Here is a 13608-nt window from a genome sequence, read left to right as displayed (position 1 = left end):
AATGCGCGGTTTATAATCAGTACTCAGAAACGGCAGGCATGGAGTTAATTCGCGGCTTACACAATATTCAGCCCCGGCATCGCGGTTGTGTGCTTACCATCGGCAATTTTGATGGCGTGCATTTGGGCCATCAGGCTGTGTTGCATAAAGTAGTGGCTATTGCCAAACAAATGCAGCTGCCTTCCTGCGTTATGCTGTTTGAGCCACAACCGCTGGAATTGTTTGCCGGTACCGCAGCACCTGCGCGCTTAACGCGGTTTCGGGAAAAATACGCTGCGCTGGCGCAGTTGGGTATAGACCGTTTGCTATGTGTTAATTTTACACCCGCTTTTGCCGCCCAGGCGCCAGAGCAGTTTGTTCAGCAGTTGTTGTTAAAGCAGCTAGGCGTAGAGCATTTAATTGTCGGTGATGATTTTCGCTTTGGCAGTAACCGCAGCGGTAATTTCGAGTTATTGGCATCAGCGTCTGAGCAATACCAGTTCAGTTTGTGCAGCACCTCCAGTTTAGTGTTAGGCCAGCAGCGTATCAGCAGTACTTTGATCCGTCAGGCACTGGCAGATGACAATTTAACGCTGGCGGCAGAGATGCTGGGCCGGCCTTTTGCTTTAACCGGCCGTGTGCGGCATGGTCGCAAATTAGGCCGCGACCTGGGGTTTCCGACCGCTAATGTGTTTTTATACCGGCGTAAGCTACCGGTAGCCGGTGTGTATGCTATTACGGCTAACACGGTATTTGGCACCTATTATGGTGTAGCTAATATTGGCAACCGGCCGACTGTACAGGGCCAGAGGCAGCAGCTTGAAGCACATTTGTTCGATTTTAAAGGCGATTTATACGGCAGCCAAATAGAAGTGTTATTGCAGCATAAGTTGCGTAATGAACAACGCTTCGACGGTCTGGCCGCGTTACAACAACAAATTGCTGCTGATGTGATAGCAGCAAAAGCATTTTTTCAGCATGACGCTTTAACACCAGCGCATGCCACTACTGATAAGACGGAACCCAACGGATGAGCGACTACAAGCATACCCTGAATTTGCCGGAAACGGCTTTTGCGATGCGCGCCAATCTGGCGCAGCGTGAGCCGCAAATGCTGGCAAAATGGACCGAAGCCGATTTGTACGGCAAAATCCGTGCAGCGAAAAAAGGTAAAAAGACCTTTATTCTGCACGACGGCCCACCCTACGCTAACGGCAATATTCATATCGGGCATGCGGTTAACAAAATTCTGAAAGACATTATTGTTAAAGCGAAAACGCTGGACGATTTTGACGCGCCCTATGTACCGGGTTGGGACTGTCACGGCCTACCGATTGAGCTGGTAGTGGAGAAAAAATACGGCAAGCCGGGTACTAAGCTGACACCGGCAGAATTCAGGCAAAAGTGCCGCGAATATGCCGCCACGCAAATTGATGCACAGCGCACCGACTTTATCCGTTTAGGTGTGCTGGGCGATTGGCAAAACCCGTACCGCACCATGGATTATGGCTTTGAAGCCAATATAATCCGCTCACTGGGCAGAATTATTGCTAATGGCCATTTACAGCAGGGCTTTAAGCCGGTGCACTGGTGTACCGACTGTGGCTCAGCGCTGGCTGAAGCGGAAGTGGAATATCAGGATAAAATATCACCGGCCATTGATGTACGTTTTACTGTGGTAGATGAGGCAGCCGTAGACCGCTTTGACCATCCTGAAGGTAAACGGGGTAGTGGCAAAGTATCGGTCGTGATCTGGACCACCACGCCCTGGACTATTCCGGCTAACCGTGCGGTGGCATTAAACGCTAAGCTCGATTACAGCCTGGTGCAGGTAGAGCAGGGCCCGTTGGGCGCTGAGCGCTTAATTATTGCTACCGATTTGGTAAAAGACGTGATGGCGCGTGCCGGCATTGAGCATTACCACGCACTGGGCTTTGCCAAGGGGGCTGCACTGGAGTTAGTGCAATTACAGCACCCGTTGTATGACTTTACCGTACCGCTGATTATGGGGGAGCATGTTACCACTGAATCCGGTACCGGTTGCGTGCACACTGCGCCAGGCCATGGTCAGGAAGACTTTATTGTCGGTAAACAATATAACCTTGAAGTAGCGAACCCGGTGGGCGCGAACGGCGTTTATCTGCCGGATACGCCGTTGTTTGCCGGCCAGCATGTATTTAAAGCCAACGACAGCGTAGTAGAAGCATTAAAGGAAGCCGGTGCACTGTTGGTGCATAAAGCTTATAAGCACAGCTACCCGCACTGCTGGCGGCATAAAACGCCAATTATTTTCCGCGCCACGCCGCAGTGGTTTATCAGCATGGAACAGCAGGGCCTGCGTGCTACATCGCTTGAGCAAATTGAGCAAACCCGCTGGATCCCGGATTGGGGCCAGCAGCGGATTGAGAAAATGGTAGAAGGGCGGCCAGACTGGTGTATCTCACGCCAGCGCACCTGGGGTGTACCAATGGCACTGTTTGTTGATAAAGACACCGGCGCATTGCACCCTGATACCCAGGCATTAATGGAGCAGGTAGCCAAGCTGGTTGAGCAAGACGGCATTCAGGCCTGGTTTGATTTAACCGCTGAAACCCTGCTGGGCGATGATGCAAAGCAATACGTTAAGGTAACAGACACTCTGGATGTTTGGTTCGACTCGGGTGTAACCCATGCCTGTGTAGTGGAAGAGCGGCCAGAGTTTGGCGGCGCTGATCAGGCTGATTTATATCTGGAAGGCTCCGATCAGCACCGTGGCTGGTTTATGTCGTCCTTGATGACGGGCGTTAGCATTAAACATAAAGCGCCATACAAGCAAGTGCTGACCCACGGTTTTACCGTAGACGGTGATGGTCGCAAGATGTCGAAATCTTTGGGTAATGTGGTATCACCACAAGACGTGATGAATAAATTAGGTGCCGATATTCTGCGCTTATGGGTGGCCACCACCGATTACACTTCAGAGATGACGGTGTCGGATGAAATATTAAACCGTGCAGCCGATAAGTACCGCCGTATCCGCAACACCGCGCGTTTTTTACTGGCAAACTTAAACGGCTTTAATCCGGCAACCGATTTAGTGCCGTTTGATAAGATGGTTGAGCTGGACCTGTGGGTAGTAAACCGCGCCGCTAAATTGCAGCAGGAAATTATCGATGCCTACGATAACTATCAGTTCCATCAGGTAAGCCAAAAGCTGATGAATTTCTGTACTGTTGAGTTGGGCAGTTTTTATCTCGATGTGATTAAAGACCGCCAGTACACCGCGCACAGCGATGGCGTGGCGCGACGCTCGTGCCAAACCGCGTTGTACCATATTGCGCAGGCAATGGTGCGCTGGATGGCGCCGGTAATGAGCTTTACTGCCCAGGAAATATGGCAGGAACTGCCGGGCCAACAGCAGGAGTTCGTGTTTACTGATGTTTGGTATACCGGCTTTAACGGTGTAACCGGTGGTAAGTTTGACGATGCTTTCTGGCAGCAATTACTGCAGGTGCGTGATGAAGTTAACAAGGTGTTGGAAGCTGCGCGCCGTGAAGACAAAATCGGCGCTTCACTGCAGGCCGAAGTCACTTTATATGCCTCAGAAGCACTGGCCGCCGATTTAGCTAAGTTGGGGGATGAACTGCGTTTTGTACTGATCACCTCTACGGCGCAGGTCAGCACCGAAGCTGTGCCGGCCGATGCAGTGCAAACCGAATTAGCTGGCTTAAGTGTGCATGTTGAGGCTTCAACGGCAGCCAAGTGTGGCCGTTGCTGGCATCACCGCCATGATGTCGGGGCTGATGCAGCACATGCTGAGTTGTGCCTGCGCTGCGTTAGCAACGTAGAAGGCGAAGGCGAATTGCGGGCGTTTGCATAATGGTGCTGTTTAAAGATACCGGTTGGCGGCTGTGGTGGCTGATGTTGTTGGTGCTGGTAGCCGATCAGATCAGTAAGCAGGTGGTAATTGCCAATATGCAGCTGTTTGATTCTATTGAACTGCTGCCGTTTTTTAACTTTACCTATGTGCGTAATTATGGCGCGGCCTTCTCGTTTTTAAGTGACGCCGGAGGCTGGCAGCGCTGGTTTTTTACCTTTATTGCTGTAGCGATCAGCTGCGTGCTGGCGGTATGGCTGGCACGTAACAGTAAAACGCAGTTAAAGCTGAACCTTGCGCTGGGCTTGGTGTTGGCGGGGGCTATTGGTAACCTGATTGATCGCAGTATCTATGGTTACGTAATAGACTTCTTCCACTTGTACTACCAGAACTGGCATTATCCGGCGTTTAATATCGCTGATTCCGCTATCTGTATTGGCGCAGCTTTATTAATTTGGGACAGTTTTAGCAATAACGAGGTGAAAAAGTGACAAACGCAGTAATAGGCGCCAACAGCAGCGTAATTTTTCACTTTGATATTAAGCTATCAGATGGCAGCGCGGCAGAAAGCACCCGGGTGCATAACAAACCGGCCAAACTGCAAATGGGTGATGGCAGTATTTCGCCGGCGTTTGAAGCACAGCTAAATGGCCTGACAGCCGGTGATAAAAAAACTTTCACGCTGGCACCGGAAGATGCCTACGGCATGCCAAACCCGGATAATATCTACTATGTTGACCGCAGTAAGTTCTCTGCAGATGCACCGGCTAAAGCCGGCATGATTATCGGTTTTACCATGCCGGATGGCTCTGAAATGCCGGGCCTGGTGCGTGAAGTGGTTGGCGAGTCGGTGACGATAGATTTTAACCACCCGCTGGCAGGGCAGACGCTAACCTTTAGCGTTGAAATAGTACAGGTAAGCTGAGTTATGGATATTTTATTAGCCAATCCGCGCGGTTTTTGTGCCGGCGTAGATCGCGCCATCAGCATTGTTGAGCGCGCACTGGAGCTGTACGAACCACCGATTTATGTGCGCCATGAAGTAGTACACAACAAGTTTGTGGTAGACGGCCTGCGCCGCCGTGGTGCAGTGTTTGTTGATGAATTGAACGAAGTGCCGGATGGCAATATTGTGATTTTCAGTGCTCATGGTGTATCGCAGGCGGTACGCGAAAATGCCAAGCAGCGTGGCTTAAAGGTATTTGATGCTACCTGCCCATTGGTAACTAAAGTGCATATGGAAGTCACCCGGGCCAGCCGCAAAGGTATTGAGTGCATTCTGATTGGTCACGCTGGCCACCCTGAAGTAGAAGGCACGATGGGGCAGTATGATAATCCGGAAGGCGGTATTTATCTGGTTGAGTCGGTTGATGATGTGGCGGCGCTTAAGGTTAAAAATCCGGCCCAGTTGTGTTTCAGTAGCCAAACGACATTATCAGTGGATGACACCGCTGATGTGATTGACGCGCTGCGCAGCCGTTTTCCCGATATTGAAGGCCCGCGTAAAGATGATATTTGCTACGCTACGCAAAACCGGCAGGATGCGGTACGCGATTTAGCTGCTAAAGCTGATTTGTTGCTGGTAGTTGGAGCGAAAAACAGCAGTAACTCGAACCGTTTGCGCGAACTTGCTGACAAAATGGGTTGTACTGCCTATTTAATCGATACCGCCAACGACATACAGCAAGCCTGGCTTGATGGTATCAAATCGGTAGGCGTAACGGCCGGTGCCTCTGCACCTGAAGTGCTGGTGCAGCAGGTAGTTAAACAGCTGCAGCAGTGGGGCGGTAAAACAGTAAGCGAAAACCCCGGCCGCGAAGAGAACGTGGTGTTTGCTATTCCGGCAGAACTACGTTAATACCAGGCTGACACTTAGCGTGCTCAGCCTTATTTGTTTGCCCGTGTTGTTATAGTATGCTGCTTGGCAGTTAATCAGTCAGGCAAGCTTATGCAAATAAACCGGGCTTTACCCGCGCTGGAATTTCCCTATCTGTGCCATGGCCGTTTTGTGCTGCGGTTGCTGGTAATGGCGCAGGCTATGTCGGTGGTTTTAGCATTTGCTCCTGGCATAGCTGCTGATCCCTGGCATAGGCTGGGGCTTATCAGTGTATTTGTGCATTGGGTGGCCTTACTTACCACCGTATGTTTTTGCCAGCTAAGACGGCAACTTAACCGCCTGCAGCCTGCAGCCATGCTGATTAGCTGCATTGCGCTGTTTGAAGTTGCCACTATCCTCGTCAGCGTTATTGCCCATTCCTGGCTTGCCAGCCAAAGCCCACATATGTCACAGAGTTTACCGGCATTTGTATTGGCTAATATGATGATTAGCCTGATTATTGCAGTTATAGCGATACAGTTTTTTATTATTCATACAGAGCGTAATCAGCAGATCCGGGCGCAAAGCCGGGCCGAATTAAACGCCTTACAAGCCCGCATAGAACCACATTTTTTATTTAACAGCCTGAACACCGTAGCAGAGCTTACGCAGGTTGACCCCAATGCAGCAGAGCAGGCGCTGCTCAATTTATCAGCTTTGTTCCGGGCCGCGCTAAATGCTGGCCAAACAGTATCTCTTGCCGATGAATTAAGGTTGTCTGAGCAATATTTGTCGCTTGAACAATGGCGTTTAGGCCAGCGTATGACAGTGCAGTGGGATTTACCCGAACATATTCCTGAGCTTAGCCTGCCGGCGCTTACTATTCAGCCTTTGCTGGAAAATGCTGTGCGCCATGGAGTGGAAAATTGTGCTGAGCAAGCCAGGCTGCATCTTACACTGGTAGAAAGCAGGCAATCTGTCAGTATTGTCATTACTAATCCGCTTGGGCAGCCGGGCAGCCAAAAGGCCGGTAATGGCATTGCACTGGACAATATTCGCCAGCGCTTGCAATTACATTATGGCAGCGGAGCACAGTTACTCAGTGCAACCAGCGAAGGCCGGTTCAGGATCAAGCTGGTGTTACCCAAAGAGGGCAGTTGATGAAAGTACTTATTGTTGACGATGAGCCTCTTGCCCGTGCCAGACTAAAGCGTTTACTGGCACAACAAAACGGATATCATTGTGTCGGCGAAGCCGTAAATGCCGCACAGGCTATGCAACTTATCTATGCCTTACAGCCTGACTTACTATTACTGGATATTGCCATGCCAGGGGCGGATGGTATTTCTCTGGCAACAGATATTCTGGCGCTGGCGACACCGCCTGCGGTTATTTTTGTGACTGCCCATCCGCAACACGCGCTGGACGCATATCAGGCTGGCCCGGCCGACTACATGCTAAAGCCGGTATCGCCAGAGCGGCTGGCACAGGCGCTGCAACGCTTAGGTACTCAGACCCGCGCTCATCTGGAGCGCAAAACCGCTGAGCCAAAGTTAAGTTACATACAAGCAGGGATAAAACGTCAGATAGACCTCAAAGACGTGCTTTACTTCAGTGCTGAAGATAAATATGTGCGGATGGTATTTGGCAAGGGCGAGGCAATAATTGAGCAGAGCCTGGTGCAGTTGCAGCAATTGTACCCGGACAAGCTGTTACGAATTCATCGCAGTACCATGATCAATAAAGCCCACTTTCAGCGCTTAATTAGTGCCAATGGTAAACATTGGGTGGTACTGGCAGGGTGCAGCGAGAAGCTGGAAGTAAGCCGGCGCGAAGTAGCTAATATCCGTAGCAATATGTCTTAATTATCAGTTTACCGTTGGTCTGGCAATGACACCGCCTGTCGTGAAAACCATGCCGGTTGTTTAAGCATTAGCGTAAAGTTGATAAATCAAATTGCGCCTGGTATTTGCAGAGACTTTACCCTAATGATAACTGCTGAAAGAAATCAATATTCCAATTCTATTTTATCGCTACGGCTGCAACACGGCTTTACGCTGGTCGAGTTGATGGTAACGGTGGCGGTGCTCGCCATTGTGATGGCTGTGGCAGTACCCTCTTTTACCAATCTTATAAACAGTAATCGTTTAACGGCTCAGGCTAATGAGGTGCTGGCCGTGCTTATTCTGGCACGCACTGAAGCCATTAAGCGAAATGAAAGTATAGTGTTTTGTCATACAACAGACGGAGAAAATTGTTCAGCCCCGCCTGCTGCGGGTTGGCAAGGCTGGCTGGTGAGGGGCACTACAGATGTTACCGTAGTTGCAACAGGTATCATTAAGTCTGAGCGGCTGGTTATGTTGTCCAGCAGTAATGTTGCCGATGCTGTCTTAGGTGGTGTTGGGCATTCTTTGCGTTTTAGCCCTCAGGGGTTAATAAGAAGTGGTAACGCTAACAACCCGTTAAATGGTGTTTTGCGGGTTTGTTTACCCAACATAACGTTGTCGGAAAATATCCGGGATATTGAGATGCACTCTGGGGGCCGGACGCGGGTTGTCAGTGCCAGTGCAGGACAAAACTGTCCGGCACCCGCAAATCCGGCTTAGGGGAAAATAATATGAACAATGGTGTTCACACTTTTAATAAACAGCGGGGCGTTTCTCTGCTGGAGGTGCTGGTATCTGTGTTAGTACTGGGAATTGGTTTATTAGGTGTTGCGGCATTACAAACCTCGAGTATGCGCAATACTAACAGCTCGCTTGAGAAAACCATGGCCGTTATTCTCACTGATACACTGGCTGAGTTGTTAAGAGCCAACCCAGAAGCGGCCAGACTGGGAAACTATGCTTTTAGCGACTGTGTTGGTAGTGTGCAATTAGGCACTGCCGGCTGGGTGCAGGATGTGAAACAGGCAACCCGGGAAGACACCTGCCCGGTTGTCACCTGGGAAGGGGATAGATACACCGTCACGATTGCCTGGGGGGACGAGCGGTTAAATGCCCAGCATTCTATTGTAACTCAGGTGATGCCATGAAGAGTATTGTCAGAGGTTTTTCGCTTGTTGAATTAATGATTGCCATGGTGCTGGGATTATTGGTTTTGGGCGGTGCTATAGGGGTATTTATAGCCAATCAGACTACCAGCAGGGCGAATGCTGCAATAAGTGATATGCAGAGCATAGCCAGGTTGAGTTTCCAATTGATGTCGCAGGATATCCGCAACGCCGGTTTTTCTGGTTGCAGCAATAATGAGCGGGTATCAAATATTATTGCCATATTGGGAGTCCGGCCGGCATGGGCCGATTGGAACGCTGCGGGCGGTATGCAGGGGTTTGCTTCACCCGTTGCGCAAATTAATGGCTTGTCACCAAGAGTTGGCACTGAGGCCATACGGCTGATGTTTGGCTCTGGCGCCAGTAATACGATCAGTAATTACAATGGCGCAGTAATCTCGTTAAACGGCAATCCGGTTTTAGCGGCCGGAGAAATAGCCATTGCCTGCGATGAAAGCTTATCCAGTATTTTTCAGGTAAGCGAGGCTGGTGCTACCAGTGTTACGCACAATGTCAGTGGCCTTAACAGCGAGGCTAATCTTGGTTTTGTCGATCCGGCGGTGTGGGTCCCGGGGTTAGCTGAGGCGCGAAATTTTACTAATAACGGCGTTCTGATGCGCTTTGAGTCTATTGCCTGGTTTGTTGCCCCCAGCCGCAGTGATGACAATGTTATGTCTTTGTATCGGGCTTCGTTAGTTGGCAATACGCAGATTAATGAAGAGGTGCTATTTGGCGTGGCTAACTTACAGTTTTCCTATCTTAACCGTAACAACGGTTTGTTTCAGCAGGCTGCAACCGTAACAGCAGCAGGGCAGTGGGAGTCAATTATTGCAGTGAATGTCACTGTTACCCTCGACAACGCTGTGTTTCAGGGACAAAACGTGCCTGACAACGTCAGAACAATCAACTTTTTAGTTACTTTACGCAACTAGGGTTTAATTATGCAAAGTCGCTTAGGTAAACAGCATGGTGTTGCTTTGGTTGTCAGTTTGCTACTTTTGCTGGCCATTACACTGTTGGCTGTCAGTAATATGAAGCGCACAACGGTACAGGAAAAAATGACCGGTAATTTGCATGACCGGCAGTTAGCATTACAGCAAGCAGAGGCTGCGTTGCTGGTTGCTGAGCGTTTACTTCAGGCGGCTCCGCTGCCCGCTGGCCCGATAGGCTTAATCAATAATGCCGGGGTGTATAACATTCCTGACCCATTACTACCGGATCGTTGGGCACCAGGCCAGGTTGTAACCTGGGTCCAGGCACCTGCGATGAACGATGATATGGCTAATCCGGCCAGTTATATTATTGAATATATGGGCGACTGGGTATTTCCGCCTGAGTGCGACAGACAGGCAAATAACCCGCCAGCCGGATGTAAAGAACCGACTTTTCGTATTACTGCCAGAGTTCCTGCAACGCCAGGGCGGGCAGAAGTGACCTTGCAAACCATTTGGCGTCGCTGAGGAAGTATTTATGAGTAAATTCAGGTTTAATCGTTCTTTCAGGTTCGCTTTTATTGCAGGTTTACTGTTTGGCGCTGCGACAGCGCATGCGGCGATTGAGATATCGGATATTCCGCTACAAACAGGCAGCGCAGTACCACCCAATATTATGTTTATTATTGATGACTCAGGCTCAATGCAGTTCGAACTGCTGCCAGATGAAATTATGTTTTCAGATAAGCGCTATATTTTTCCACGGGCAAACGGTGTATACGGCTCAAGTGACTACAACAACTATGTCCCTACGGTAGAAGACGGCGAAGCGTACAATGCATTTACCCGTTCTGCTCAAAACAATAAAAGCTACTATGATCCTGCCGTAACTTATAAACCCTGGGTCAGGGCTGATGGCACCAGCTTCCCTAATGCAGCACCGGCTTGTGCCTGGCATAACCCTATGGCCACTGGCACCTGTCCTTCGGCGGATACCGCGAACTCAGTTGCCCGGGATTTAACCCGTAACAATGGTCGTTACAATAGCAATCGCTGGTATAAATGTAACTCCAGCGGTAGTTGTAGCTATGACACCAATAACCGTAGTTTCTGGCCGGCAACTTATTTTTACCTTAATAGTGGTAGTGCCTGGCAATGGAACAACTATACAAAAATTGAAATTAAAAGCAGTACAGCTTCGTACAGCGGTCATGGCCGTGATAAACGAACAGATTGCTCTGCAGGTGTGTGTAGTTATAACCAGGAGATGCAAAATTTTGCCAACTGGTACACTTATCACCGCTCGCGTATTTTAACCAGCCGGGCAGGCATTGGCCGCGCTTTTGTCGGTCAATCTGAGAAAATGCGTGTAGGCTTTGGTGCGCTGAACAAAGACAGCTCGTCGATTGACGGTGTAAACACCGGCGTAGTTGTCAGAGGTGTGCGCGAGTTTAAAGATGCTGCCAAGAACAATTTCTACTCTGATCTTTACGGCAGGGATGTACCTGCTGCGGGTACGCCGTTGCTCACTGCACTGGATGCGGCAGGGCGTTATTTTTCCCGCACTGATAGCCGGGGCCCGTGGGGAGTTAATCCGGGCTCAGGTAGTGAGCAATCAATAGACCATATATCGTGCCGGCAAAGCTTTACGATATTAATGACGGATGGTTATTGGTCTGATGGTGATACCGCTTCAAATGTTGGCAATCAGGATGGTTCGGCAGGCAATACAATCTTACGGCCATTAGGTGATACCGGAGGCAATTACCAATATACAGCCACTGCACCTTTCTCTGATGGGCATAGTACGACCCTGGCTGATGTTGCTATGAAGTACTGGAAGAATGACTTACGTACTAATTTAGATAACCGCGTTCCTACCAGTACGATTAACCCAGCGTTCTGGCAGCATATGGTTACCTTTGGCATTGGCTTGGGCGTTATTGGTAAAGTTAATCCGGCAACAGCTTTTGCCGCGATTAATAATAATGACAGTGTTAGCTGGGATAGCCCTTTTGCCGGTAATGAGGCGGCGAAAAATAGCGCCAAGATAGATGACTTACTGCATGCTTCTGTTAATAGCCGCGGAGGTTTCTTCACAGCAGATAAGCCTGACGATTTTGCCATCCAGTTAGAGCGTACACTAAATGCGATTATTGAGCGGGTGGCTTCTGCCTCTAACCTTGCCGGTACAACCACATCATTACAGGCAGACAACTTTATTTATCAGGGTAGCTTTAACTCTGGTGAATGGAGCGGTTCGCTTAAATCTTTTAATATCAAAGATATAAGTACACCTGTATGGGAGTCAAACTTCCCGGTACCAGTCGCACGCAATATCTTATTTGGTAAAAATAACGGTACTGCGACTGCTTTTACCGCGGAAAATGTGACCGCGGATGGGAATGCGTTAAGTGGTAAAACAAATTTGGTAAATTATCTGCGGGGAGACCGGAGTTTAGAAGTTGGCACAAATGCGCAGTTTCGCCGCAGAGTGTCTTTAATGGGCGATATTGCTAACTCGTCTCCTGCCTACGTTGGTGTGCCGGTTAACCGTGATTATCAGCGGTACAATTGGGATGGCGCCAGCAGCTACAGAGAATTCTTTGCTACCAACAGTAGCAGAACGCCGGTTATTTATGTTGGCGCTAATGACGGTATGTTACATGCGTTTAATGGTAATACTGGCACCGAAATTATGGCCTATGTGCCTAAGCAAATATTAACCGCAAGCGCTGATCTGGCTGCGTTTGCCAGCATAGATTATCAGCACAAGTATTATGTTGATGGCTCGCCGGTAATCTTTGATGCTTATATTAATAGCAGTTGGCGTTCAATTCTGCTTGGCTCTCTTGGCCGTGGCGGAGACAGCTTATTTGCCATTGATGTGTCTAGTCCGCAAGGGCTGGTCAGTGATGGCGCCACGAAAGTGCTATGGGATAAACGCTACCCTGAGTTAGGTATTACCACTAATAAACCTGTGATTGCCAGGCTGAATAATGGCAAGTGGGCCGCAATAGCCGGTTATGGCTATAATAACAGCAGCAACAAAGCAGGTTTGCTGGTTATCGACCTTGAAAATGGCAATATTATCAAAAGGTTGGAAGCGAACAGTGGTGTGCCTAATGGTGTCGGACAGATAGAAGGCTGGGACCGTAATGGCGATGGTAATATTGACTGGTTTTTCGCTGGCGACATTCTGGGCAATATATGGAAGTTTGATTTGTCTTCGAGTAATCCGGCGATGTGGAATGTGGCTTATAACGGTGCGCCTTTATTTACTGCAGCGGATAGGAATGGCAATCCACAACCTGTTACTGGTGGTATCTCACTATCTTCAGAGCCGGCAACTGGCTATTTATGGGTATTTTTTGGTACCGGGAAAATGCTAGCTGCAGAGGATCCGTTACGCAGTGATGCAAACACCTGGTACGGTATCCGAGATGGCTTGGTTATTAACAACAGATCAGAACTAAAACAGCGCGAGATTATTGCTCAGCAGGATAATGCACGAGTGATTGAGCCCGGCGAGCCACATGATATGGCCGGAGCAAGAGGCTGGTATATTGACCTGAGCGACGCCCGGGAACGTATTGTTAATAGGCCGCAGATTGTAGGTAATAGCTTGATTATAAATACAATAGCGCCTGGTGATAATGATTGTAACCCGCAAGGGAGTGGCTGGGTTATGGCGGTAAGCCCTTATACCGGCAGCCGACTTAATTATATGTATTTCGACCGTAATGGAGATGGTGACATTGATGGTGATGATGGGCTGAGTGTGAATGGAACTAATGCGCCAGTATCTGGCATGCGTTTTGATGGTATGCCCAGCGAGCCTGTAGTGTTTAATAATAACGATGGCACGGCCAGTTTGGCGACTAGTTTAGCGGATACCCGCAGACGTGTTATCAACGTCGCTCCGAACTTTTTACAGGGCAGGGTATCCTGGCGTGAGCTGACAAACCAATGA

Annotated in this window: 12 protein-coding genes; all 12 read left to right on the top strand. The window is 49.3% G+C overall.

Translation table 11 applies throughout. The features are described 5' to 3' along the window. Positions 1 to 38: 38 nt before the first annotated feature. The 12 genes from ribF (at position 39) to MJX74_RS12845 (ending at position 13608) form a co-directional block, all read left to right on the top strand. Positions 39 to 1013, top strand: coding sequence for a bifunctional riboflavin kinase/FAD synthetase (gene ribF / locus MJX74_RS12900; RefSeq protein ID WP_240223239.1), 975 nt, complete (start codon positions 39 to 41; stop codon positions 1011 to 1013). Further along, the gene (ileS, locus tag MJX74_RS12895) at positions 1010 to 3838 is read left to right on the top strand and encodes an isoleucine--tRNA ligase (protein WP_240223238.1); all 2829 of its coding nucleotides are present in this window, start codon (positions 1010 to 1012) and stop codon (positions 3836 to 3838) included. The genes ribF and ileS overlap by 4 nt, the downstream gene beginning before the upstream one ends. Next, positions 3838 to 4326, top strand: coding sequence for a signal peptidase II (gene lspA, locus MJX74_RS12890; RefSeq protein ID WP_240223237.1), 489 nt, complete (start codon positions 3838 to 3840; stop codon positions 4324 to 4326). Before ileS ends, lspA begins: the two co-directional genes overlap by 1 nt. Then, positions 4323 to 4760, top strand: a complete 438-nt coding sequence (fkpB, locus tag MJX74_RS12885) for an FKBP-type peptidyl-prolyl cis-trans isomerase (RefSeq protein WP_068228648.1) — start codon at positions 4323 to 4325, stop codon at positions 4758 to 4760. Before lspA ends, fkpB begins: the two co-directional genes overlap by 4 nt. Before the next feature lie 3 nt (positions 4761 to 4763). Continuing rightward, on the top strand, positions 4764 to 5693 hold the full coding sequence (ispH, locus tag MJX74_RS12880) for a 4-hydroxy-3-methylbut-2-enyl diphosphate reductase (protein ID WP_240223236.1): 930 nt from the start codon (positions 4764 to 4766) through the stop codon (positions 5691 to 5693). Positions 5694 to 5783: 90 nt separating this feature from the next. After that, complete coding sequence (locus MJX74_RS12875) at positions 5784 to 6812, top strand: sensor histidine kinase (protein ID WP_240223235.1); 1029 nt, start codon at positions 5784 to 5786, stop codon at positions 6810 to 6812. Beyond that, entirely contained in the window at positions 6812 to 7516 is a 705-nt protein-coding gene (locus MJX74_RS12870) for a LytR/AlgR family response regulator transcription factor (RefSeq protein ID WP_240223234.1), read from the top strand. The genes MJX74_RS12875 and MJX74_RS12870 overlap by 1 nt, the downstream gene beginning before the upstream one ends. A gap of 123 nt (positions 7517 to 7639) precedes the next feature. Continuing rightward, a complete protein-coding gene (locus tag MJX74_RS12865) occupies positions 7640 to 8257 on the top strand; it encodes a GspH/FimT family pseudopilin (protein ID WP_240223233.1) in 618 nt (205 codons plus the stop codon). An 11-nt stretch (positions 8258 to 8268) separates the two neighbouring features. Then, complete coding sequence (gene pilV / locus MJX74_RS12860; RefSeq protein WP_240223232.1) at positions 8269 to 8685, top strand: type IV pilus modification protein PilV; 417 nt, start codon at positions 8269 to 8271, stop codon at positions 8683 to 8685. Continuing rightward, positions 8682 to 9635: a PilW family protein gene (locus MJX74_RS12855; RefSeq protein WP_240223231.1), complete on the top strand. Its 954-nt coding sequence runs from the start codon at positions 8682 to 8684 to the stop codon at positions 9633 to 9635. The genes pilV and MJX74_RS12855 overlap by 4 nt, the downstream gene beginning before the upstream one ends. A gap of 9 nt (positions 9636 to 9644) precedes the next feature. Continuing rightward, a complete protein-coding gene (locus MJX74_RS12850) occupies positions 9645 to 10163 on the top strand; it encodes a pilus assembly PilX family protein (protein WP_240223230.1) in 519 nt (172 codons plus the stop codon). A 10-nt stretch (positions 10164 to 10173) separates the two neighbouring features. After that, on the top strand, positions 10174 to 13608 hold the full coding sequence (locus MJX74_RS12845) for a pilus assembly protein (protein ID WP_240223229.1): 3435 nt from the start codon (positions 10174 to 10176) through the stop codon (positions 13606 to 13608).

The organism is Rheinheimera hassiensis, assembly GCF_022436675.1.
GTDB classification, from domain to species: Bacteria; Pseudomonadota; Gammaproteobacteria; order Enterobacterales; family Alteromonadaceae; genus Alishewanella; species Alishewanella hassiensis.
This window is presented reverse-complemented; position numbering and strand designations above follow the sequence as displayed.